The organism is Pseudomonadota bacterium, assembly GCA_041395565.1.
Classification (GTDB): Bacteria; Pseudomonadota; Gammaproteobacteria; order UBA9214; family UBA9214; genus UBA9214.
Map to the genome: position 1 here is coordinate 42,561 of JAWLAI010000011.1, position 22,029 is coordinate 64,589.

Below are 22,029 nucleotides of genomic sequence, written 5' to 3' on the forward strand. Positions count from 1 at the left end.
AGGCTGGCTAGGCAGGCGGCGCGATGCTGGCGGCACGATCCGACCAGAAGGTTCTGGGATACCTGGGCAGGGCGCTCTCCCTGGAACTTTCCGCTGTGCAGCAGTACAGCACCCAGGCGCGGCTGGTTGCGTCCTGGGGGCTGTCCGATGCTGCAGCCGGTTTGCGCAAGGAGGCCCAGGAGGAACTGCAGCACGCGGACCGGATCATCGAGCGCATGCTGGCGCTCGGCGCGGCACCGGCCGGATCGCAGTTGCGTCCCGTCCGACTCGCGCCCGATCTGTCGGCGCTGCTGCTGGTCAACCAGCAGTTCGAGGCGGATGTGATACGCCTGTATCAGGCCGCCGCGTCCCACAGCGCCGGCGCGGGTGACCATGACAGCCGCATCTTTTTCGAGGAGCTGCTCAGGGAGGAGCAGGCACATCTCGCCGAACTTGAATCCTGGCTGCAGCGCTTGCAACACGTGCCGGAACAGCGCATGCGCGGCAGCCGTTAGACACGCATGGCCCGGATAGCTCAGGCTGCGGGCCGGAGGGAACTGGTATGACATTACAGCATTGGCAGGAGCGGAATCGTCCGGCGCGCCTGGAACGGCGCTACGAGTTTGACAACTACGATGCGCTGCGCGCGTTTCTCGACCGGGCCGCGGATCTGTCCGAGGCGAAGGGGCTGTATCCGGATATCGGCTTCGGACGCACCCACGCGAACTTCACCATTCATGCCGACGAGACGAGCGCGCAGCTGACGCAGTCGCAGCGCGAGTTTGCCGTCATGCTGGATAACCTGGAATCTTCGGGGCAGGCGTAACGGGGCGCGGACCATGCCGGTCATAGCCATGGTCGGGAACAAAGGCGGGGCCGGTAAGACCACCCTCTGCGTCAACCTGGCCAGCGGGCTGCACCGGCGCTGTTCCACACTGCTGCTGGATGCCGATCCGCAACGCTCATCCCTGCAGTGGCGTGATATCGCGGGACGCGAGGATCTGGTCGAGGTGCTCGACGCCGTGGACGACGTGGCAGGCTCGGTCCGGCAGCAGCGCCAGCGCTACGACTGCCTGGTGATCGATTGCCCGCCGTCGGTGCAGTCCGATCAGACCAGGCAGGCGCTGAGCTGCAGCGATCTCGCCATGATCCCCGTGCTGCCTTCCCCGCTGGATCTCTGGGCCAGCGTGCACGTGGAGCGGGAACTGGCGTGGGCGCGCTCGGTGAATCCGGGCCTGCGTGCCTGTATGGTGGTCAACCAGCTCGAGCCGCAAACGCGCCTGTCACGCCTGATGCATGACGCGCTCGCCGAAATCGGGCTGCCTGTTGCGGCTACCGCGATCCGGCGCCGGATGATCTATCGCAATGCCATGCTGCAGGGGTGCAGCGTGCTGGAGGCCGGTGCCGCGGCCGGACCCGCGGTTGAGGAGATTGGACAATTGATCGACGAGGTGGTGAGGCTGTCATGACCAGTAAAGACAAGACCGGCGACCAACTGGTTGCATCCATTAGGAAAAGCAAGTCCGGCGCCGTGGCCCGCAAGGCCGCAGGCCGCCCCGCTGCCGGCAAGTCCGCGCGTGCGCCGGAGCCGGCGGCAACGCCTGCGCAAGGGCCCGCAGGACAGGGCGACGGTTACAGCCTGGGTCGCCGGGTCTGGCCGGATTGAGCTGCGCCCGCTGGCAGCTTCCGCTACCATGATACCCGGCAGCCGGCGTCTCTCCCGGCATTGGTTGCCGCACCGGGCAGCAGGTCAAGTACGACAACCTATCGAACGGGCCGGGTGAATCAGAGAAGAGAGCCAATTATGCCGCCGTACAGCGAACCCGGATACACGCCACCGGCCGCGATGCCGGAATACCTGATCAGGTATGCCACGCTGCGGCAACTGCAGGTTTTCGAGGCGAGTGTCCGGCTGGGCAGTTTCTCCCGGGCGGCCGAAGAGCTGTTCGTGACCCAGCCGACCGTTTCCATGCAGATCAAGAAACTGGCGGACGCGCTGGGCCTGCCGCTGTTCGAGCAGATCGGGCGCAATGTCCGGCCGACCGAGATCGGCTACGAGTTGTACGAGTCATGCCGGCGGATATTCGAGAATCTCGCCAATCTGGAGATGAAGATTTCCGATCACAAGGGCATGAAGCGAGGACGCCTGCGTCTCGGGGTGGTGACCACGGCCAAGTACTTCGTGCCGGAAGTGCTGGGCGAGTTCTGTCGCCTGTATCCCGGTATCGATGTGGCGCTGAAGGTGTCCAATCGGGACCGGATCTTCGAACGGCTCGCGGCCTACGAGGACGACCTCTACATCATGGGGCAGGCCTCGGACGACGTGATGGACATCGAGTCCTATCCGTTCGCGCCGAATCCGCTGGTGATGATGGCACCGCGTGACCATCCCCTGGCCGGACAGAAAAACATCCCGCTGGCCAGGATTGCGGAGGAGCCCCTGATCCTGCGCGAGCCGGGATCGGGCATACGTGATGCGACCCTGCGCCTGTTCGAGCAGCACGGCCTGAAGCCGAAAGTGCGCATGGAACTGGGCAGCAACGAGGCGATCAAGCATGCTGTGGTCGGCGGGCTGGGCATCGCGGCGCTGTCCCTGCACACGCTGTCGCTGGAAGGTCCGAACGGCCCGGTGCTGCTGCTGGATGCCGAGCATTTCCCGATCATGCGCCAGTGGCACCTGGTCTATCCCAAGGGCAAGGACCTGTCCCTGGTCGCCGAGGCATTCCTGGAGTTTTCCCTCGACATGGAGCCGCGCATGCGCGAGAAAATGAAACAGCTCTGGCCGGAAATGGCCGCGGTGCTGACGGCGGCCGATCCGGCGGGAAAGGTGGCGGCGAAACAGGGCCGGTAAGCAGCGGCTGGATCCGCGCTGAATCCGGATACGCTGTTCCGCTCAGGCCGCCGCCCGCAGGCGCCGGCTCTTCTCCAGCATGCGGTAGGTGGACAGGTTGTTGTTGAAGCGCGTCACCGCCTCCAGCGGGACCCAGAGCACTTGATGCGATTCGTCGTTGCCCGGTACGTGCAGGCGGTCGTCGATCTCCACCAGGAAGCGGATGTCGAAGTGCATGTGCTCGGGGCCGGCCGGGCCCGCTGGTATGGTGTGGATGTCCACATCGAAGATCTCGCCATCGACCAGGTGGATGGCGTCGGCCGGCAGACCGGTCTCCTCGCGGGTCTCGCGCAGCGCGACGCGCAGGATATCGGCATCGCCATCGGCGTGGCCGCCGGGCTGGAACCATTGGTCGTGCTTGCGGTGATGCAGCAGCAGGACCTTGTCGCGTAACGGATTCACCACCCACACCGATCCCGTGACATGCCCCGGCCAGAGGTGGCTGTCGAAGCAGTTCTCGTGCTGTTGCACAAAATAGCGCGTGCGTGCCGCATGACCGGCTTCCGTATTGAAGGTCGTCCTGTAGCGTTCCAGCAGGGATAGCAGTTCCTGGCGATGCATGATGGTCTCCCGGGTTCAGGTTACCGACGGGTTCTCGACAGCGGCGATGGCCGCCGCCGCGGCTTCGTCCACATCGCCCTCGCGTCCCGCGAGGATCAGGCGCCCGAAGGCGCCCACCGCGCGCACGTCGATCAGGCTGATACTGGCCGCCTTTTCCGCCTGGTTCGCGGCATACACGATGTATCCCGCCGGTTCGGTCTCGAGGATGAACATGCTTTGTCCCGGCAGGATCATCGATCCGCGCCGGTCCTGGCGGTTGATGAGCACGGTGTGGTCCGGCGTCATGCCGCGGATGATCTCGCTCCATGCCACCCGGCAGACCTGGCGGTCCTGGGCGGTGGCGCGCATGTTGGACAGCAGGATATTGCCGGCTTCGCGCACATCGCTCTGATCGCGCTGGTGTATCACCATCGAGCCATACGCCCGTTCCACGACCTGCTGCGCCAGATGGACGCGCGTCGCCTTCAGGGCGATGTCGGTGAGCCGGTGCACGGCCATGCCCGGTGACACCTCCACCCACAGGCAGGCATCGCCCGGGACGGGCAGAAACCCCTGGGACACGGTTGCCATGTAGGCGGCGAGCTGCGGCTGCAGGGCATCGATATAGACGTAGGTTCTGAGTGAGATCATCCCGTTTTGTGGCATCTGTGCGTGTGGAGTCCGCCGCCGTATGCGCGCATGTGTAGTGCGCCCGGCCGGCGCCAGACATAGATATAGACGGTTTCCAGGCTAATTAAAAAGAGAAGTTTCTGATCGCTTGTATAGAGTGAAGTCTATCGATTGCGGCGGGGCGGTCCGCCGGTCCCGGGCCGGTGCGGCCGCTGCCTGCGGTCGGCGCGTGCTCCCACCTATAACCAATAGGCAATCCAAATGGTAAAAAAAATTGAGTAGTCCAGGGCCAGCTAATTCCCAATACTCACTGCACGTCATCGTGAGCAGCAAGCCGCTCATTTATCTGTGAATCTGACATGTGTCGCCGCGGATCGGGAAACCCGTCCAGACACGCCCGGGTCATGCACCGCACGGTACGCGCGGGAGCCGGTGATGAGGACGAAACGACATGCAGCAGTTGATTCTTGTGGTTCTCGCATTACCGTTCCTCGCGGCCCTCGTCGTGCAGGTGTTCGCGGCGCGACTGGGCCGGCGCGCTGCCGCGGTGAGTGTCGCGTTCGGCTGGCTGACCATCCTGTCCGCCGCCGTGACCCTGTGGCTGGCAATTTCGGGTGCGCCAGTCGCAGAGTTCATGCTGCTGCAGGACTGGGGCATCATCCGTTTCGATCCGCTGAGTGCGCTGATGGCGCTGGTGATAGCCGCGATCAGCCTCATCGTGCACCTCTATTCGGTCCGCTACATGGTCGAGGAGCCCGGTTACGCACGCTTCTTCGTCCTGCTGGACTGCATGACAGGCACGCTGCTGCTGATGGTGGCGGCCGGGGACCTGCTGACGCTGCTGGTCGCCTGGCACCTGGTCGGTATCCTGCTCTACTTTCTCCTCGGATACGACACGCGCAGCCGGCCGGCATACCGGTACGCCTTCTGGACCTGGATCACATACCGCTTCGGTGACCTGCCGTTGTTGCTGGCCGCGGTGTTGTTGTACCAGGCATTCGGCAGCTGGTCGCTCAGTGTCATATTCGAACGTATCGCCGCCGATCCCCAGGTGCCGACCATCCTGGGGCTGTCACTGGTTGATGTCGTCGCAGCGCTGGTCGCGATCGCGGCCTATGCGCGTTCCGCGCAGTTTCTGCTGCATACCTGGCTGCCCTACACCATGAGCGGACCGACACCGGTATCCGCGCTGATGCATGCCGGCATCGTCAACGCCGGCGGCTTCCTCATCAACCGGTTTGCGCCCCTGTTCGTCGAGACCGGCGGTGTCCTGCACTGGGTATTCATCGTGGGGCTGGCAACCGCGGTGATCGGGTCGGTACTGATGCTGACGCAGAACGACGTGAAGAAGGCCCTGGGCTATTCGACCATGGGGCAGATGGGATTCATGATCATGGAGTGCGGTGTCGGCGCCTTCTCGCTGGCCATTTACCACCTCATCGCGCATGGCCTGTTCAAGGGCACGTTGTTCCTCGGGGCCGGCGGCGTGATCAGCCAGGCTCGCAAGGACGACGGTGTGCCGCAGGATCCGCTGTACGATTTCGTCGTCGAGAAGAACCCGGCGCGCGGCCGCAGGCCGTGGTTGCTGATGGCCGCGATGACGCTGCTCGTGCCTGCCGTGATCCTGTTTGCCGCGCACTGGCTGGTGGCGCAGGATTTCTACCACAAGCAGGGTGCCGTGGTCCTGCTGTTCTTCGGCTGGGTGACGGGCGCGCAGCTGATCTTCGTCACCTATCGCATGCGCACCACGAACATCGTGCGCCTGTTCGGCCAGGTGGTCTTCTCGTTCGCCGTGGTGGTCCTCGGCTACACGCTGATCAGCCATGCCTTCGACCTGTTCCTCTACCCGGATGAGGCGTTCCGCGCGAGCATCTATGCCGCGGCGGCCATCGACGTGTTCTGGTTCGATGTCCTGGTCGTGCTGATGACCGCCATCATCATCAGTGGCTGGTTGCGCACCTATTACAGCGAGCGCAACGGCCGGCACCAGCATGCGCTGCTGCGGCCGCTGTGGCTGGGCTTTTATGCAATGATCTCGCGCGAGTTCTATGTCAATGATCTCTATGCCTGGATGGCACGCCGCCTGGAGGCGCTCGCCGTGCGGCTGAACGTCTGGTTGAGGTGGGTCTGAGATGCAGGAATTGAGCCTCTTATGCGCCGCGCTGTTCCTGCCGCTGTTCCCGCTGGGGATGGTGTTCAACGCAATCTTTCAGCGCTCGCGCAACGCCTGGCTGCGTACCCTGCTGCTGGTCGCCTGGCCGCTGGCAGGCCTCGGCGTGCTGCACCTGGCGGCCGTCACGGTGCCGGCATGGTTTGCCCTGTGGGCACTGCTGAGTGCCGCACTCTACGGTGTTCGCGCGGTAGTGGTCCGCGAGGTCGGCATATGGACCGGGTTTCTCGCGACCTCGGCCTGGGCAATGGTATGGATCGCGCTTGCGACCGGGCTGGCGCCGGGAGCGTTGGTGCTCCATGTGCTCGCATTCAGCCTGCCGCTGGTGTTGCTGGCGTTCATGACAGCCGAGATCGAGCGGCGCTACGAATCCGCGTATGCCGGTGTCGTTGCCGGCATCGCGCAGGCGCAGCCGCGGCTCGCCGGAGTCTTCGTCGTCACCCTGCTGGCGGCCATCGGCAGCCCGCTGTTCCCCGCCTTCTTCGCATTGCTCGACAGCATCGTGCAGGCTGCCGCCGTAGCGCCGGCCATCGCGTCCGGGGTGGCGGTCGTGTGGCTGATGTGGAGCTGGTCGGGCATCCAGTTGCTGCAGCAGTTGCTGGTCGGACCGGCAGCGGCCACCCGGTGTGACGATATCGCCCGGGGCATGACGGCGACGTACAGCGCGTTACTGCTCGCCCTGCTGCTCGGTGGCATCTACATCTCGGGGGTGATGTTATGAGTCTCGAACTGGGCATGCAGGCGCAGATTCGCTCCATGGTATTCGTGGCCGGCGAACCGATCCCGTACTTCTGGCCGATGCGCGCGTTCATCCATCACAATCCGCTGCATGGCCTGGAGCAGCTCCCGTTCGAGGACGCCGTCGCGGAGGGACGGCGGCTGTTTCACGGCGCGGGCTTCTTGCCGCCGTCGGTGTACCGGGGCATGCTCGAACAGGGCAAGATCGATGCGCTAACGCTTGCCGAGGGCGTGCGGTCATTTTTGGACGCAAGGGAGCCGCTAGCCGGCATCGACCTGCATGCATGGATGCTGCAGCTGCTCACCAGCTCCGAGGTGGATTTGAGTACGGACGGCAGTCTCGCCACGGTTGCCGCCGTCGGCGCCGCGCTACGGCGCGAGAGCGTGCCGGCCGGACCGGAGCCGGATGCCGGCCCGCTTGCCGAGCATGGCTGTGACGAGATGCTCGGCGGGCGTTCCATCTACGAGGCCCTGGATCTCTTGTTCGGCAGCGGCATCGGTGAGGAACTGGATGAGCTGGTGATCAAGAGCTGCCTGGATTTCTTCGATGAAGGGCAGTCCGTATGGCAGATGCCCGACCGCGAGCGGGGCTTCTTCTCCGCCTGGCGCGAGGTTGCCCTGCGCAACGCCCGCCTGTTTCTGCGCGGCCGCAATATGCGTGAGACCCTGGAGGCCGATGCCGACCCGGAAGGTGTCATTGTTCACGTCATGCAGCGGCTGAAGGTGCCGCAATCACAATGGATGCAGTACTTCCGCCGCGAGCTGTCCCGGCTGCACGGCTGGGCTGGATTCATCCGCTGGCGTGCGGCGGCCCGTCACTATTACCTGGGGCGCAGATTCCCCGGTGACCTGGTGGATTTCCTGGCCGTGCGTCTGACCCTGTCACTGGCGCTGATCAGTGAACGCGGCAATGACGGCATCCCGATTGACGCCGAGGCGCTCGAACAGTTCATCCGCCGGCACCCGGCGGAGACCTGCCTGCGCCGGGAATTCTTCGGCCGGACTATTCTCCCCGCCTGGGCGCAGCGTGCCGAGGTTGCACTGCTTGGCGGCGACCAGCACCGTATCGAGGAACTCGGCCTTGCCTATCTGCGGGAGAAGCGTGCCCGCGATGCCGCTGCTCAGGCCGCCGCACTGGAACGGCTAGCCGGGCAAGCCGGGGCGGGTGGCGTGCTGCAGCGCATGGATAACGCCACGCTTGCACGCCTGCTCGAGCGGGTGCAGGAATTCCACCGGCACGAGGGCATGATCTGGCTGGAGGCCATGGAAGCGACCGCCATGCAAACCCTGCTGCGCGGCGTGCGGCGTTCGCTACCCGCGGCCAGCGACAAGCGGCCCTTTGCCCAGGCGCTGTTCTGTATCGATACGCGTTCGGAACGCCTGCGCCGCCACCTGGAAAGCGTCGGTGACTATCAGACCTTCGGCATTGCCGGCTTCTTCGGCGTGCCGGTCAGCTTCATGGAACTCGGCAAGGGCAGTGAAACGCACCTGTGTCCGGTGCTGCTGACTCCAAAAAACCTGGTGATGGAGATGTCCGTCAGCGAGGTACAGGACACCGTTGCCCTGACGGCGATCGAGAAGGCCTTGCACGAACTCAAGGAGTCGGTGCTCACGCCATTCGTGACGGTGGAGGCGATCGGGCTGCTGTTCGGCTTTGACATGGTCGGCAAGACGATCGCGCCGACGGCTTACAACCGCTGGCGTTCACACCTGCATCGCCACAAGCCGCACACCCACCTGCTGATCGACAAGCTGAGCCTCGAGCAGGCCGATTCCATCGTCCGTGCGGTACAGCGTGCCGTGATTGCCAAGGCCGTCGAACACGAGTTCGAGGTGTCCGCTGAACATATCAGGGACGACATGGTGCGCGAGCTGCGCGAGGTCGCACTCGGGCATGCCGAGGTGGCGCCGTTGCTGCAGCGGGAATTGCAGCTTGACGAGGGCGGGGCGCGGGCCTTCATCGACCGGCTGCGCACGACCTACCGGATCAATGCCGCCGATGCGCGCCTGCAGATGGAGCGCCTGGGGCGCATCGGCTTTTCGCTGGACGAGCAGGTCAACTTCGTCTCGCAGGCGTTGCATGCGATCGGCCTGACCGGCAATTATTCCCGCTTCATACTCGTTGTCGGCCACGGCAGTCAGTCCGAGAACAATCCCTACGAGTCGGCGCTCGATTGCGGCGCCTGCGGGGGCAACCTCGGTCTCTACAATGCGCGCATCTTCGCCAGTATGGCCAACAAGCCGGCCGTGCGGCTGCGCCTGCAGGAGCAGGGCATCGATATTCCCGATGATGCCTGGTTCATCCCGGCGCTGCACAACACCACGACCGATGAGGTCGCGCTGCATGACCTCACCCTGCTGCCGTCGTCGCACCCGGTCTACCTCGACCGCCTGCAGAAGGGGCTGGTCGCGGCGTGCCGGCTCTGTACCCAGGAACGCGTACCCAGCCTGGATTTCATCTCGGACACACCCGACCCCGAGCGCGCCGACAAGCGTGCGCTGCGCAACGCGATGGACTGGTCACAGGTGCGTCCGGAGTGGGGGCTGTCGCGCAACGCCTATTTCATCATCGGCCGCCGTGCGCTCACGGAGGCATTCTCGCTGGATGGCCGTGCCTTCCTGCACTCCTACGAATACCGCGTCGACCGTAAATTGCGCTTGCTGGAGAACATCCTTACCGGCCCGTTGGTCGTTGGCCAGTGGATCAACATGGAGCATTATTTCTCGACAGTGGACAACGAGCATTACGGCAGCGGCAGCAAGGTGTACCACAATGTCGCAGGCCGGTTCGGCGTGATGACCGGCAACCTCAGTGACCTGCGTACCGGCCTGCCTGCGCAGACGGTGCTGGCACAGGGCCAGCCCTACCACGAACCCATGCGCCTGATAACCGTGATCGAGGCGCCGTTCGACCGCGTGATCAGGGCCATCAACAGGGTGGCCGTAGTGCGTCGCCTGCTGCACAACGGCTGGATCCGCGTCATGATCATCGACCCTGATTCAGGCAAGATCCATCTCTACAGCCATGGGGAATGGCAAGAGCGACCTGTGCCGGGCGACACCGGTACGGTGACCCACGATGAGGCAATCGCATCATGAAAAACCTGAAATTCAGCCCGCTGAAGAAACTCGAAATCATCCTCGAAGGTGGCTACCAGGAATTCGCCACCGACCTGCTGGACCGGATCGGCGTCAAGGGCTACACCATCATCAACAACCTCTCCGGCAAGGGTAGCCACGGCTTCCATGACGGGCACGTGATGTTCAACGAGGACGACGTGCTGGTCATGATCATCGCCGCCGTTCCGGAGCAGTTGGTGAAACCGATCCTGCAGGGGTTTGCGCCGTTCTACAACGAGCATTCCGGCGTCGTCTTTATCTCGGATATCCAGGTGACCCGCCTGGTGAAGTTCAGCGACTGAGGCCGTGCCCGGGTGGTAGAGAAGTCGTCATTCCCGCGCAAGCGGGAACCCAGATGGTGCGGGATTTTCACGAACTGGATTCCGGGTCTCCACTTCGTTCCGCCCGGAATGACGGAAGACTTGGCTTAAGGAAGCTTCATTAGTATCCGGCCCCGGTTGGGGTCAAAAAGGGGTCGGATACATTTATTCCCTGGCCCCTTTTTCACTAGGCCGTGCCCGATTGGTAGAGAAGTCGTCATTCCCGCGCAAGCGGGAATCCAGATGGTGCGGGATTTTCACGAACTGGATTCCGGGTCTCCACTTCGTTCCACCCGGAATGACGGAAGACTTGGCTTAAGGAAGCTTCATTAGTATCCGGCCCCGGTTGCAACAGATCGCTATCCTTGCAGCGTAAAGACCGGTATGTTTATAGAGCATCTTGGTATTTAAAAAATCCCGTTATTGCGAGCGTAGCGAAGCAATTTCATCACTGTATTTACAGTAAGTTGTTCACTTCGTTCCTCGCATTTGCGAGCTAAGCAAGGTTCCTTTGCCAGAGGGTCAGGTGCCGATTCCGGTCAGTTCCTCGAGGCTGTCGGCGGCGATCTCCCTGACGTGGTGGTCGTCATCTTCCAGCAGCGGCCGGATCCAGTCCGCCGCATGTTGTGCGCCGCTCAATGCCAGGTAATGACAGGCGTCGCCGCGCACCCGCGCATCCGGGTGAGACAGGAGCGCTCGCAATGGCTCCGCGATCGATAGCAGGGCGGGCGTACCTGCCAGCGTTTCCATTACCGCGCTGATACCGATGCGGACATTCAGTTCCACGTCAGGGTCGGTGAAGCGCTGCAGCAGGCCCTGCAGCGCGCCGTGATCCGCCCGCAACAGGGCCACGCATTTATCGAGTTCGCCGCTGGCGAGGAGTTCCTCGAGATAGCGGGCCTGCCCCCCGGCAGCGCCGGCCCTGGCTGCCCACTCGCGCAGTTCCTGCTCACTGCGCAGGCCCGGCAGTTCGAAACTGCCGATGCGCACCCAGGGTACCGATCGCACCCCGAGCCTGGCAGCCTGCTCGGGATGATCATCGAGCACGACGGTCTCCAGGGCCCCGATCGCGCCTTCCGCCTGCAGCGCCTGCAGGTGCTTCAGTACGGTCGGACAATACGGGCACTGCCGGCCCATCAACAGCAGTGCGTCCGGCGGCGCGGCCATTACCAGATACCGCTCAGCAGCGCGATGCCGTGCGCGTTGTGCGCGCGCGCGGTATCGAGCATGTCGGTGCGCATGCCGCCCAGCGCGTACACGGGCATCGGCATGCCGGCGCAGGCGCTGGCGAAGCCGTCCCAGCCCAGCGTGGGTGCGCCGGGATGCGATGCGGTCGGCAGCACCGGGGACAGCACCGCGAAGGCCGCGCCGAGGCGCGCGGCCTGCTGCAGTTCATCGCGGTCATGGCAGGAGGCCGCCCACAGCAGATCGGTCACCGGCGGCTGCGTGCACCCGATATACTGGCCGGTCTGCAGATGGACGCCGTCGGCGCCGGTTTGGCGCGCGAGTTCGGTAGCGCCGTTGATCATGACGCATGCGCCGTGATCATGACACAGCTTGCTCACCGCCGCCGCGAAGCGTTCCAGCTGCGTGCGGTCCATCTCCTTCTCCCTGACCTGCACCAGCCGGACGCCGTGCTCCAGTGCGCGCCGCAGGCGCTCCATGAACACCTCGACCCCCAGCTTGCCCGCCTGCGTGATGGCGTACAGCGCCGGCAGGCGCAAGGCATCCATGATGTCGTGGTTCGCCGGCAACAGGGGGGCGATGTCGACGCAGTGCGGATCCTGCCAGCTCAGGCGCTGGCTCTCGCGGCCGTGCGGCTCGCCCTGCCAGCCGGTGATCCGGAACAGGTGCAGGTTGGCGATGGCATGGGCATAGCGGAAGGTGCGGGTGATCCAGGGCGTTGCCGCCTCGATGTCGATACCGAGCTCCTCGTGCAGCTCGCGCGCCAGTGCATCGGCTGCGGCTTCGCCGGGTTCGATCTTGCCGCCGGGGAATTCCCAGTAGCCGGCCATGACCTTGCCGGCGGGCCGTTCGGCCAGCAGCACGCGGCCGTCCGGCCGGGTCAGGACGCCGACCGCGACATGGAGTTCGGGCGGGTTGTTCCCGGTCATGCGTCGCTGCGCGCCGCGCGCGCGCCGGATGCGGATGCCTTCAGCAGGGTGGCGGCCTCCTTGAGTACGAATGCCTTGAATGCCTGGGCGACGGCGGTGAAACGCTTGCCCTCACGATGCACGATATACCAGTGGCGCATGATCGGGAACCCGGCCACGTCCAGCGTCACCAGCCGCTTGAGCATCAGCTCCACTTCCATGGTGTGTATGGAGAGGCAGCCCAGCCCGAGTCCGGCCTGGACCGCCTGCTTGATGGCCTCGTTGCTGTTCATCTCCATGGTCTTGCTGAAGGTGATGCCGCCATGCTCCGCAAAGAAGCGTTCGCGCGCCGCGCGTGTGCCGGAACCCCGCTCGCGCGAGATGAAGGTTTCCTCCTCCAGCCGCTTGAGCGGAATGTTGCGCCTGCCGGCCAGGGGATGGTCGGGTGCGGCCAGCATGACGATCGGGTTGTCCATGAAGGGCGAGGCCGTCAGCGCCAGGCCGTCCGGCGGCTTGCCCATGATCGCGAAATCGATGGTATTCGCGGCCAGGGCCTTGAGCAGGTTTTCACGGTTGGTCACCTCGATATCCACGGTGACACCCCGGTGGCGCTGGCTGAACACGCCCAGCAGATTGGGCAGGAAGTAGTTGGCGGTGCTGGCCACGGCCAGCGTCAGGCGGCCGTGCTGCAGTCCTTTCATCTCCTCCAGGACCTTTTCCATCTCCTCCAGCTGCCGGCTGATGGCCTGGCTGTAGCGGAATACCTCCTGTCCGGGTTCGGTCAGATAGATCTTCTTGCCCAGCTGCTCGAACACCGGCTGGCCGAGCTGTTCTTCCAACTGCTTGATTTGCATAGAAACTGCGGGCTGCGTCAGGAAGAGCTCCTCGGCTGCACGGGTAAAGTTGAGGTGTCGGGCGACGGCCTCGAAGACCTGTAGCTGGCGCAGGGTGATGTTCATGCTTGCGTCGTTGCCGGTGTGTTTCGACCCGGTATCTATAGCGATTCCTCTATGATAACTATAACTTATCGTTTATATCAATAAACCTGATTTTTAATTATAAGTTAAACGACGTAGTCTGCCATCCACCACATGAGCGGCACCCTGTGTCCGGGGCCGGCTCGCGCAGTGGACGCATTTCCATAAGACCTCTGGAGGGTTTATTCAATGGCCAAAACCTATAACGCGGGCGTGAAGGAATACCGCGAAACCTACTGGATGCCGGACTACACACCGAAAGACACCGACATCCTTGCCTGCTTCAAGATTACCCCGCAGCCGGGTGTGCCGCGCGAAGAGGCTGCCGCTGCCGTGGCCGCCGAGTCTTCCACCGGCACCTGGACGACCGTCTGGACCGACCTGCTGACCGACCTGGACTACTACAAGGGCCGTGCCTACGCCATCGAGGACGTACCGGGTGACGACACCTGTTTCTACGCCTTCATCGCCTACCCGATCGACCTGTTCGAGGAAGGCTCTGTCGTCAACGTGTTCACCTCGCTGGTGGGTAACGTGTTCGGCTTCAAGGCCATTCGCGCCCTGCGCCTGGAAGACGTGCGCTTCCCGATCGCCTACGTCATGACCTGCAATGGTCCGCCCAACGGCATCCAGGTCGAGCGCGACAAGATGAATAAGTACGGCCGTCCGCTGCTCGGCTGCACCATCAAGCCGAAGCTGGGCCTGTCCGCCAAGAACTACGGCCGTGCCTGCTATGAAGGCCTGCGCGGCGGTCTGGACTTCACCAAGGACGACGAGAACGTCAACAGCCAGCCGTTCATGCGCTGGAACCACCGCTTCGACTTCGTCATGGAAGCCATCCACAAGGCCGAGGCCGAGACCGGCGAGCGCAAGGGGCATTACCTGAACGTCACCGCGCCGACCCCGGACGAGATGTTCAAGCGCGCCGAGTACGCCAAGGAACTGGGCGCCCCGATCATCATGCACGACTACATCACCGGCGGTTTCTGCGCCAACACGGGCCTGGCCCAGTGGTGTCGTGACAACGGCATCCTGCTGCACATCCACCGCGCCATGCACGCCGTGCTCGACCGCAACCCGCACCACGGCATCCATTTCCGTGTGCTGACCAAGATCCTGCGCCTGTCCGGCGGCGACCACCTGCACACCGGTACCGTGGTCGGCAAGCTCGAGGGCGACCGCGAGGCCACGCTGGGCTGGATCGACCTGCTGCGCGACAGCTATGTGAAGGAAGACCGTTCGCGCGGTATCTTCTTCGACCAGGACTGGGGTTCGATGCCGGGCGCCTTCGCCGTGGCATCCGGCGGTATCCACGTCTGGCACATGCCGGCACTGGTCACCATCTTCGGCGACGATTCCGTGCTGCAGTTCGGCGGCGGTACGCTGGGCCATCCCTGGGGCAATGCCGCGGGTGCTGCGGCCAACCGCGTCGCGGTCGAGGCCTGTGTGGAAGACCGCAACAAGAACGGTGTGGAAGGTCTCGAGAAGCGTGGCGGCGACGTGCTGCGCCAGGCCGCCAAGTCCAGTCCGGAACTGGCTGCCGCCATGGAGACCTGGAAGGAGATCAAGTTCGAGTTCGATACGGTGGACAAACTGGACGTTGCTCACAAGTGACCTTGCGGCGTAGCCGCAAGGTCATCCCGGACTAGCCGAAGGCGCAATCCGGGATCCAGGCGGACAAGCGCAGCCGCAAGGTCATCCCGGACGCGCCTCGCGGCGCGTTCCGGGATCCATATCAAACCCGAACATACAATTTGAGGATTAAACAATGAGTGATATGCAGGACTACCAATCGAGCCTGGAAGACGTTAACAGCCGCAAGTTCGAGACCTTCTCGTATCTGCCGGCGATGTCCGACGACCAGATCCGGGCCCAGGTGAAGTACATCGTGTCCAAGGGCTGGAACCCGGCCATCGAGCACACCGAGCCGGAAAATGCGATGGGCAGCTACTGGTACATGTGGAAGCTGCCGATGTTCGGCGAGACCGATGTGGACACCATTCTGGCCGAAGCCGCAGCCTGTCATGCCGCGCACCCGAACAACCACGTGCGCCTGATCGGTTTCGACAACTATGCCCAGTCCAAGGGCGCCGAAATGGTGATCTACCGCGGCAAGCCCGTGTAATCATCCCGGCGTACGCCGAAGAGCAGAGCCCCTGCTCCGTTCAGCGGGGCAGGGGCTTTTTTTCAGGGTTTGATTGCGGTCAGGGTGCGGGTATGCCGGCAAGCGTATCCTGACCCCATCAAATCCGGTCAGTTGGAGGTCGCAAGTGAGTGAAGTAAACGCGGATCAGTACCTGATCTCAGAGGAACCCTACTACCGTCCCGTCCACAATGAAGTGGAGATGTATGAAGCCGCCTACGCGGCGCGCATGCCGGTCATGCTCAAGGGCCCGACCGGCTGCGGCAAATCGCGCTTTGTCGAATACATGGCCTGGAGGCTGAAAAAGCCGCTGATCACCGTCGCCTGCAACGAGGACATGACGGCATCCGACCTGGTCGGGCGCTTCCTGCTCGATATCAACGGCACGAAGTGGCAGGACGGCCCGCTGACCGTGGCCGCACGCATCGGCGCGATCTGCTACCTCGACGAGGTGGTCGAGGCGCGCCAGGACACCACGGTGGTCATCCACCCGTTGACCGACCATCGGCGCGAACTGCCGCTGGAGAAGAAGGGCGAACTGGTGCATGCACATCCGGATTTCCAGATCGTGATCTCCTACAATCCCGGTTACCAGAGCCTGATGAAGGACCTCAAGCAGTCCACCAAGCAGCGCTTCGGCGCCATGGATTTCGATTACCCGGACAGCGCAGTGGAGACCGAGATCGTCAGCCACGAGGGCGGCATCGACGCGGAGACGGCCGGCAAGCTGGTGCAGGTGGCGCAGCGTTCGCGCAACCTGAAGGGGCACGGTCTCGACGAGGGCATGTCGACACGTCTGCTGGTGTACGCTGCCCAGCTCATGTCCAAGGGTATCAGCGCCGAACACGCCTGCCAGATGGCGCTGGTACGGCCGCTGACCGACGACCCGGACATGCGCGACACCCTGGACGCGGCGGTCAACACCTTCTTCTGAAAATTGCCACCGAGGACACAGAGGGCACAGAGAATACTATTGCTGCCGCTGCGCAAGCTATTCAAGGAATCTGCGGACCGGGAAGTCAGCTTGCCGTATCAGGTATAGGAAGCAACTCATGTTTTTCAGCTGTTATCCCTCTGTGTACTCTGTGGCGGATCTTTTATGTCCATAGACTTCTCCGAATACGTCTCCGCCTGCATCAAGGACGACGACCATGAGCACCGTGCGGCACTCGAGTCGTCCTACCAGGAGGCCTCGCGCGTTATGTCGCCGCGCGGGCTGCAGAACTATCTGGAGGGCATGCGCGCCATGTGCGCGCTGAACCGCAGCCAGGACCTGGTGCTCACGTACGTGCAGGAGATGCCCGCGGTCGCCAAAGAAGTCGGCGAGGACATCATCCCGGACATCGTCACCGGCCTGATGAAGCTCTCCTCGCACACCTCCGGAACGGTGGTCACGCTGACCATGGCGAACATGCCGCTGGTCGCGCGCCGCCTCGGCGACATCGAGGTGATGCGCGGCTATCTGAATCTGATCCACCAGCTCTCCGGCAAGGCGCCGCGCGGCCTGCGCCCCATGATGGAGAATCTCGATGAACTGCTTTCCAAGCTGACGCTCGGCGGCTTGCGGCGCTGGGCGTTGTGGGGTGCCCAGGCGCACCAGCGCGATCTGGACGGCCAGATGGCGTATTTCGCACTACAGACCGAGTCTTCCCGCTCCGTGCTGCAGAAGGAACGTCGCGGTACGCTGTTCGTCGACAACCAGCGCAAGCTGAATTTCTACCTGCGCGCACTGTGGGGACGCGCCTTCTTCATGCGGCCCACCTCCGGTGACTACGAAACCCGCCAGGGTCTGCGTCCCTTCATCGAGTACTTCCAGGTACACCTGCCCGATGCCTTCGACAGCTTCCGCGGCATCAAAGGGATCGAGGTCTACCGTGCGGCTGCCGCGCATTGCGCAGCCCACATGGTCTATACGCGCGCGCCACTTTCCGCCGAACAGCTCAGTCCCGCGCAGATGAAGATGATCGAGCTGTTCGAGGATGCACGGGTCGAGCAGCTGGCAATCCGCGAATTTCCCGGGCTTGGCAAACTCTGGCTGCAGTTTCACACGGCGCTGCCCGAGCCGAAGGAAAAGGTGGAGCCGCTGCATCCCAGCATGGACCTGATGATGCGGATGGCACGGGCGCTGCTCGATGGTGACTACCGTGACGACGCGGATTTCATCAACGCGCTCGCGGCCGAGTTCCGCACGGCGCTGGCGCAGGATGCCGGCGGTAACCGCATCTCCTGGATGTTCGGCGTGCGTTTCTACAACCTGCTCACCGAGCATGCCGCGATCCCGGCCCTGCGTATTCTGGAAAACATGCCGCTGCCGTACCGCGACGACAATCGCTACATCTGGGCCTTCGCCGAGAACCTGTTCGACACCCGCGGTGCCGACTATCTGCCCGAGCGCGAGCACCAGGTCAGGCGCAAGGTCAGCATCATCGAGATGGCCAACGAGGTCGACGTGGAGAACGCCGGTGACGATGCACAGGAGATCTGGACCTGCGAGACCGAGGTCTTCCCCTACGAGGACATGGGGGTCAGCTATAACGAGATGTGGGGCAAGGAGCCGGTGTCCGATCCCTACCATTACCAGGAATGGGATTATCACGTACAGCTGTACCGGCCCGACTGGACCACGGTATACGAACGCCGGCAGGGCCGCGGCGATCCGGAACTCATGGACGATATCCTCACCAAGTACAAGCCGGTCGCCTCGCGCATCCGCCACCTGATCGATGCGCTGCAGCCGCAGGGTATCGTGCGCCGGCGCGGCTACGAGGAGGGCGAGGAACTCGACCTGAATGCCGCGGTGCGTGCCATGATCGATATTCGGCGCGGTGTCATGCCGGATCCACGCATCAATATTCGCATCACCCGCCACGTACGCGACCTGGCGATCGTGTTGCTGCTGGACCTGTCCGAGTCCACCAACGAGAAGATTGGCGATGCCGACGAGAGCGATGAGCAAGCGCCCAGTATCCTGTCGCTGACACGCGAATCGGCCGGCCTCCTGAGCTGGGCCATCGATTCCATCGGCGATGCCTTTGCCGTCCACGGCTTCGCCTCGGACGGGCGCCACGATGTGCAGTATTACCGCTTCAAGGACTTCGAACAGCGCTACGAGGACGAGGCCAAGTCACGCCTGGCCGGTATGAAGGGCGGCCTGTCGACCCGCATGGGCGCCGCGCTGCGCCATGCCGGCACGCACCTGGTGAAGCAGAACGCCACCAAGCGCCTGGTGCTGCTGGTTACCGACGGCGAGCCGGCCGACATCGACGAGCGCGATCCGCAATATCTGCGCCACGACGCCAAGAAGGCGGTCGAGGACCTCGCCATGCAGGGCGTCTATACCTACTGTCTCACGCTCGATCCGGAGGCCGACCGCTATGTCGCGCGCATCTTCGGCGAGAACAACTACTCCATCGTGGACAACGTGGAACGGCTGCCGGAGCGCCTGCCCAACGTGTTCGCGGCGATCACGGGCTAGCCAGTCTGGGAGTGCCGCCGCGGCAACTGCCGGGCGTGCGCTGGCCACAGCCTAGGCGCTGCCGGTGCGGTTGGCGGCCGGCGGGACCGCCCGGGCATGCCGCAGGATGACGGTGACGAGGGTCTCGGCATCGATCGGTTTGGCTACGTGGTCGACCATGCCCGCTGCCAGACACCGTTCCCTCTCCTCCGCGAGTGCATGCGCGGTCAGCCCGATCACCGGCAATCCCGGGGCGATTTCCTGTAGGCGCCGTGTCGCCGTCAGGCCGTCCATCACCGGCATCTGCACATCCATGAGGACCAGGTCGGGTTCGTCCGCACCCGCGCGCTCCAGGCGATCCAGCACCTGCTGGCCATCAGTTGCGAATTCAACCCTGGCAGCCTCCTGTTCGAGCATGTACTGCAGGATGTAGCGGTTGATCTCCATGTCTTCCGCGGCCAGTATTTTTAGTCCATTCAGCCTCATCCCGTTTACTCCTGTGCTTGCACTGTCACTGTCGGCGGGCGGCTGCGCCGCCGGCAGCGGTAATTCCAAGGTGAATTCGCTGCCGGCACCGGGTTGGCTTGCCACCGTGATGCGGCCGCCCATCAGCTGCGCCAGGTTTTGGCTGATGGCGAGGCCCAGCCCGGTTCCGCCGTGATCGCGGGTAATTGATATATCGGCCTGCTCGAACGGAATGAAGAGTCGGGCGATCACCGCCGCGCTCATGCCGATCCCGTTATCCCGCACCGTGAAGGTGGTCATCGCGCCCGCTTGCCGCACGCTGAGTGTTATCGCGCCCTGCCGGGTGAACTTGATGGCGTTCGCGAGCAGGTTCAGCAGGATCTGCTGCAGCCGCAGGGCGTCGCCCGTGACCCAGGCCGGCAGGCTGGCATCGCAGTGGTTCGTGAACGCCAGGCCTTTCTCGTCGGCGCGCATGCGCACCATGCCCGCCACTTTCTCCACCTGTCGCGCGAGCTGGAACGGCTGCGCTGTGATACGGAACTTGCCCGACTCGATCTTGGAGAAGTCGAGGATGTCATTGATAACGCCCAGCAGGTGCTGGCCCGAATCGATGATGTGCGTGAAGTGTTGCCGGGAACTGCCGGTTGCGCTCTCGCGCAGCCCGATCTGCGCCAGGCCCAGTATGGCGTTCAGTGGCGTACGAATCTCATGGCTCATTGCAGCCAGAAACCTGCTCTTGGCCCGGTCGGCCTGCTGCGCTACCGCCTGGGCACGGCCGGCCTGCTCCAGTTCCAGGGCGTTGCGCCAGTTGCGGCGCTCCAGGCGCTGGCTGTGCAGCACGAGACCGAGGCTCGTCAGGATCAGCAGTGACACGATGACGCCGATAGCGATCGAAAGGTTGCGTTGGCGGGTCTCCTGCGCAAGCCGGTGCTGCGCCGCTAGCTTGCCGACGGTCGGGTCTTCGTGTGCGGACGGCAGGTATACCGCAACGCCGAATCGTTCCGCGCTGAAATGCGTAACGGCCTGTTGGCCCGGTGCCGAGATAAGGAACTCCAGAAAGCGTTCGGCCAGCTGCTGCCTGGCGCCGGGAACGCTGCTTGCGTTGACGACGATCGCACTGATCTCGTTCCTGAAGGCGACATCATCCCGGTACACGGGCCGCAGTGCGTGCGCCAGCCGGTCCCGGTTTGCGAGGTAGAGTCCGACATCGGCGAAACTGTAGGCGCCGGCATCAGCCGCTAGGGACAGCGTGGCGCTGGCACTGCTGCCGGTATTTTCATAGCCCAGCCAGTCAGGTGCGATGCCGGCAGAGGCCCACAGTTCCTCGAGTTTGCGGTACGTGCCGCTGCGCGGGGAGGGGACCAGCATCTCGGCACCCGCGTCCCTCAGCAGGTGGAAGGCCTGGATGAAATCCGTTTTGCCGAGTTCGAGCGTGTCGGGATACGGCCCGAACAAGGCATACTGGCTGTACATGAACTGGATCCGCTGCGTGGCGTAACCCAATTGCAGGAAGCGCTGCTCTTCCGGCGGGTAATGGGTGACGATCAGATCGGCTTTGCCCGTGCGGCCGTCATCCAGCGCCGTCAGGGCGCCCGTGGCGCTGACCGCTACGCTTATGTCCGGATGCCGCTTACGGAACTCGCCCGCGAGATATTCGACCAGGCCGGTGTCGGCCACGGCGCGCGCGGCAGAGACCCGCAGTGTGGTGGCGGGGTCGGTTGCCGCCGTGGCCGGTACGCTGCACAGCAGCCAGCAGGCGATCAGTGCCAGGCTGCGGCGGCACTGCCGCGGGAACCCCGGTGCCGGCCACGCCTGCCGGCAGACGCCGCTTGCGCGTACTCTGGTCGTGCGGCGCGCGATCAACGTCTTCCCCGTGTCGTAATCAGCTGCATTCCATGCCTGTCCGGTTTCCGTGCAGTGCGGCTGCCGCTCGCTGCGAGGGTGCCTGCTTTACGTGCCCGCGGTGCAGCTTGAGCGCACGCGCCGGCTACTGCAACGGGATGATACGTGCTCCGCCCGGCGGCAGCGCCCGATTGCGGTAGCGCACATCCAGCTGCACGAGTGCCTCGCGGTAGGCGCCGACCAGCCGTTGCTGCAGCTGCCTGCCGTCCTGCGTGTAATGGATGATACGACAGGGCTGCGGCTGATCGAGGGCCGCGCGCGCGGCGGCCGCATCGAATTTCCAGGCCAACGTGATCAGGCGACCGCCCTCATTCTCGTGGACGGCATAAGCCTGGCTGTCGACGAACACGATCTCGTCGCGGGTGATCACGGCCAGGAACTGCATGCTGCGGATGGGGACGAAGGTGCAGTTGAATTCGCTGCGTCCGAGCAGGGTGCGCGACAGGTTGTAGATATCTGCCGGCAGTGTCCATGCCTGTTCCGCGACGGCGCCCGGCAGGAAAGGTTTCTGTGACCCGTCTGACCAATACCGACTCCACTCCACAGGTGAGGGTGTGTCCCGCCGCCCGGGAGGATCGGGTATGCCAGTCCGCCGGTGCGTGCTCCAG

The 22,029-nt window shown here is 63.9% G+C and carries 20 protein-coding genes; 13 read left to right on the top strand and 7 right to left on the bottom strand.

Features of this window, described 5'->3' with window-relative positions:
• Nucleotides 1–23: 23 nt before the first annotated feature.
• The 5 genes from R3F42_16075 to R3F42_16095 all read left to right on the top strand — a co-directional run bounded on the left by R3F42_16075 (nt 24) and on the right by R3F42_16095 (nt 2,830).
• Entirely contained in the window at nt 24–494 is a 471-nt protein-coding gene (locus tag R3F42_16075) for a ferritin-like domain-containing protein (GenBank protein MEZ5543532.1), read from the top strand.
• A 47-nt stretch (nt 495–541) separates the two neighbouring features.
• On the top strand, nt 542–805 hold the full coding sequence (locus tag R3F42_16080; GenBank protein ID MEZ5543533.1) for a 4a-hydroxytetrahydrobiopterin dehydratase: 264 nt from the start codon (nt 542–544) through the stop codon (nt 803–805).
• A 13-nt stretch (nt 806–818) separates the two neighbouring features.
• The gene (gene parA / locus R3F42_16085) at nt 819–1,448 is read left to right on the top strand and encodes a ParA family partition ATPase (GenBank protein ID MEZ5543534.1); all 630 of its coding nucleotides are present in this window, start codon (nt 819–821) and stop codon (nt 1,446–1,448) included.
• Nucleotides 1,445–1,645, top strand: a complete 201-nt coding sequence (locus R3F42_16090) for a hypothetical protein (GenBank protein MEZ5543535.1) — start codon at nt 1,445–1,447, stop codon at nt 1,643–1,645. The genes parA and R3F42_16090 overlap by 4 nt, the downstream gene beginning before the upstream one ends.
• A 138-nt stretch (nt 1,646–1,783) precedes the next feature.
• Complete coding sequence (locus tag R3F42_16095; GenBank protein ID MEZ5543536.1) at nt 1,784–2,830, top strand: LysR substrate-binding domain-containing protein; 1,047 nt, start codon at nt 1,784–1,786, stop codon at nt 2,828–2,830.
• Nucleotides 2,831–2,872: 42 nt separating this feature from the next.
• On the opposite strand, the gene R3F42_16100 is transcribed toward R3F42_16095, so the two are convergent.
• Together R3F42_16100 and R3F42_16105 are read right to left on the bottom strand one after the other, a co-directional pair.
• A complete protein-coding gene (locus R3F42_16100) occupies nt 2,873–3,430 on the bottom strand; it encodes an NUDIX hydrolase (GenBank protein MEZ5543537.1) in 558 nt (185 codons plus the stop codon).
• Nucleotides 3,431–3,445: 15 nt separating this feature from the next.
• Nucleotides 3,446–4,060, bottom strand: a complete 615-nt coding sequence (locus R3F42_16105) for a hypothetical protein (protein MEZ5543538.1) — start codon at nt 4,058–4,060, stop codon at nt 3,446–3,448.
• Between the two features lie 430 nt (nt 4,061–4,490).
• Here R3F42_16105 and R3F42_16110 point away from each other — a divergent pair, with 430 nt between their 5' ends.
• From R3F42_16110 to R3F42_16125, 4 genes are read left to right on the top strand one after another with little or no spacing between them, the layout of a single operon-like run.
• Nucleotides 4,491–6,170 (top strand): proton-conducting transporter membrane subunit, encoded by a 1,680-nt coding sequence (locus tag R3F42_16110; protein ID MEZ5543539.1) that lies wholly within the window; start codon nt 4,491–4,493, stop codon nt 6,168–6,170.
• 1 nt (nt 6,171) lies between these two features.
• Nucleotides 6,172–6,930, top strand: a complete 759-nt coding sequence (locus tag R3F42_16115; GenBank protein ID MEZ5543540.1) for a hypothetical protein — start codon at nt 6,172–6,174, stop codon at nt 6,928–6,930.
• A complete protein-coding gene (locus R3F42_16120) occupies nt 6,927–10,046 on the top strand; it encodes a DUF2309 domain-containing protein (GenBank protein ID MEZ5543541.1) in 3,120 nt (1,039 codons plus the stop codon). Before R3F42_16115 ends, R3F42_16120 begins: the two co-directional genes overlap by 4 nt.
• Complete coding sequence (locus R3F42_16125; protein ID MEZ5543542.1) at nt 10,043–10,369, top strand: P-II family nitrogen regulator; 327 nt, start codon at nt 10,043–10,045, stop codon at nt 10,367–10,369. Before R3F42_16120 ends, R3F42_16125 begins: the two co-directional genes overlap by 4 nt.
• A 540-nt stretch (nt 10,370–10,909) precedes the next feature.
• Here R3F42_16125 and R3F42_16130 read toward each other — a convergent pair.
• Genes R3F42_16130 through R3F42_16140 form a run of 3 tightly spaced genes read right to left on the bottom strand, consistent with a single transcriptional unit; the run spans nt 10,910 to nt 13,439 of the window.
• Nucleotides 10,910–11,554, bottom strand: a complete 645-nt coding sequence (locus R3F42_16130) for a HEAT repeat domain-containing protein (protein MEZ5543543.1) — start codon at nt 11,552–11,554, stop codon at nt 10,910–10,912.
• On the bottom strand, nt 11,554–12,501 hold the full coding sequence (locus R3F42_16135; GenBank protein ID MEZ5543544.1) for a Nudix family hydrolase: 948 nt from the start codon (nt 12,499–12,501) through the stop codon (nt 11,554–11,556). The genes R3F42_16130 and R3F42_16135 overlap by 1 nt, the downstream gene beginning before the upstream one ends.
• The gene (locus R3F42_16140) at nt 12,498–13,439 is read right to left on the bottom strand and encodes a LysR family transcriptional regulator (protein MEZ5543545.1); all 942 of its coding nucleotides are present in this window, start codon (nt 13,437–13,439) and stop codon (nt 12,498–12,500) included. Before R3F42_16140 ends, R3F42_16135 begins: the two co-directional genes overlap by 4 nt.
• Before the next feature lie 207 nt (nt 13,440–13,646).
• Between R3F42_16140 and R3F42_16145 the strand changes: the two genes are divergently transcribed.
• The 4 genes from R3F42_16145 to R3F42_16160 all read left to right on the top strand — a co-directional run bounded on the left by R3F42_16145 (nt 13,647) and on the right by R3F42_16160 (nt 19,075).
• Nucleotides 13,647–15,071 (top strand): form I ribulose bisphosphate carboxylase large subunit, encoded by a 1,425-nt coding sequence (locus R3F42_16145; protein ID MEZ5543546.1) that lies wholly within the window; start codon nt 13,647–13,649, stop codon nt 15,069–15,071.
• A gap of 154 nt (nt 15,072–15,225) precedes the next feature.
• Nucleotides 15,226–15,582 (top strand): ribulose bisphosphate carboxylase small subunit, encoded by a 357-nt coding sequence (locus R3F42_16150; protein ID MEZ5543547.1) that lies wholly within the window; start codon nt 15,226–15,228, stop codon nt 15,580–15,582.
• 145 nt (nt 15,583–15,727) lie between these two features.
• Nucleotides 15,728–16,534 (top strand): CbbQ/NirQ/NorQ/GpvN family protein, encoded by an 807-nt coding sequence (locus R3F42_16155; protein MEZ5543548.1) that lies wholly within the window; start codon nt 15,728–15,730, stop codon nt 16,532–16,534.
• A 165-nt stretch (nt 16,535–16,699) separates the two neighbouring features.
• A complete protein-coding gene (locus tag R3F42_16160; protein MEZ5543549.1) occupies nt 16,700–19,075 on the top strand; it encodes a nitric oxide reductase activation protein NorD in 2,376 nt (791 codons plus the stop codon).
• Between the two features lie 51 nt (nt 19,076–19,126).
• Here R3F42_16160 and R3F42_16165 read toward each other — a convergent pair whose 3' ends face one another.
• Together R3F42_16165 and R3F42_16170 are read right to left on the bottom strand one after the other, a co-directional pair.
• Nucleotides 19,127–21,382: an ATP-binding protein gene (locus tag R3F42_16165; GenBank protein ID MEZ5543550.1), complete on the bottom strand. Its 2,256-nt coding sequence runs from the start codon at nt 21,380–21,382 to the stop codon at nt 19,127–19,129.
• Between the two features lie 124 nt (nt 21,383–21,506).
• Nucleotides 21,507–21,965: a hypothetical protein gene (locus R3F42_16170; protein MEZ5543551.1), complete on the bottom strand. Its 459-nt coding sequence runs from the start codon at nt 21,963–21,965 to the stop codon at nt 21,507–21,509.
• Between the last annotated feature and the right edge of the window lie 64 nt (nt 21,966–22,029).

Bases quoted from the DNA above. Each gene is read 5' to 3' on its own strand.
- R3F42_16075 (MEZ5543532.1), top strand. From the start codon at position 24: ATGCTGGCGGCACGATCCGACCAGAAGGTTCTGGGATACCTGGGCAGG.
- R3F42_16080 (MEZ5543533.1), top strand. From the start codon at position 542: ATGACATTACAGCATTGGCAGGAGCGGAATCGTCCGGCGCGCCTGGAA.
- parA (MEZ5543534.1), top strand. From the start codon at position 819: ATGCCGGTCATAGCCATGGTCGGGAACAAAGGCGGGGCCGGTAAGACC.
- R3F42_16090 (MEZ5543535.1), top strand. From the start codon at position 1,445: ATGACCAGTAAAGACAAGACCGGCGACCAACTGGTTGCATCCATTAGG.
- R3F42_16095 (MEZ5543536.1), top strand. From the start codon at position 1,784: ATGCCGCCGTACAGCGAACCCGGATACACGCCACCGGCCGCGATGCCG.
- R3F42_16100 (MEZ5543537.1), bottom strand. From the start codon at position 3,430: ATGCATCGCCAGGAACTGCTATCCCTGCTGGAACGCTACAGGACGACC.
- R3F42_16105 (MEZ5543538.1), bottom strand. From the start codon at position 4,060: ATGATCTCACTCAGAACCTACGTCTATATCGATGCCCTGCAGCCGCAG.
- R3F42_16110 (MEZ5543539.1), top strand. From the start codon at position 4,491: ATGCAGCAGTTGATTCTTGTGGTTCTCGCATTACCGTTCCTCGCGGCC.
- R3F42_16115 (MEZ5543540.1), top strand. From the start codon at position 6,172: ATGCAGGAATTGAGCCTCTTATGCGCCGCGCTGTTCCTGCCGCTGTTC.
- R3F42_16120 (MEZ5543541.1), top strand. From the start codon at position 6,927: ATGAGTCTCGAACTGGGCATGCAGGCGCAGATTCGCTCCATGGTATTC.
- R3F42_16125 (MEZ5543542.1), top strand. From the start codon at position 10,043: ATGAAAAACCTGAAATTCAGCCCGCTGAAGAAACTCGAAATCATCCTC.
- R3F42_16130 (MEZ5543543.1), bottom strand. From the start codon at position 11,554: ATGGCCGCGCCGCCGGACGCACTGCTGTTGATGGGCCGGCAGTGCCCG.
- R3F42_16135 (MEZ5543544.1), bottom strand. From the start codon at position 12,501: ATGACCGGGAACAACCCGCCCGAACTCCATGTCGCGGTCGGCGTCCTG.
- R3F42_16140 (MEZ5543545.1), bottom strand. From the start codon at position 13,439: ATGAACATCACCCTGCGCCAGCTACAGGTCTTCGAGGCCGTCGCCCGA.
- R3F42_16145 (MEZ5543546.1), top strand. From the start codon at position 13,647: ATGGCCAAAACCTATAACGCGGGCGTGAAGGAATACCGCGAAACCTAC.
- R3F42_16150 (MEZ5543547.1), top strand. From the start codon at position 15,226: ATGAGTGATATGCAGGACTACCAATCGAGCCTGGAAGACGTTAACAGC.
- R3F42_16160 (MEZ5543549.1), top strand. From the start codon at position 16,700: ATGTCCATAGACTTCTCCGAATACGTCTCCGCCTGCATCAAGGACGAC.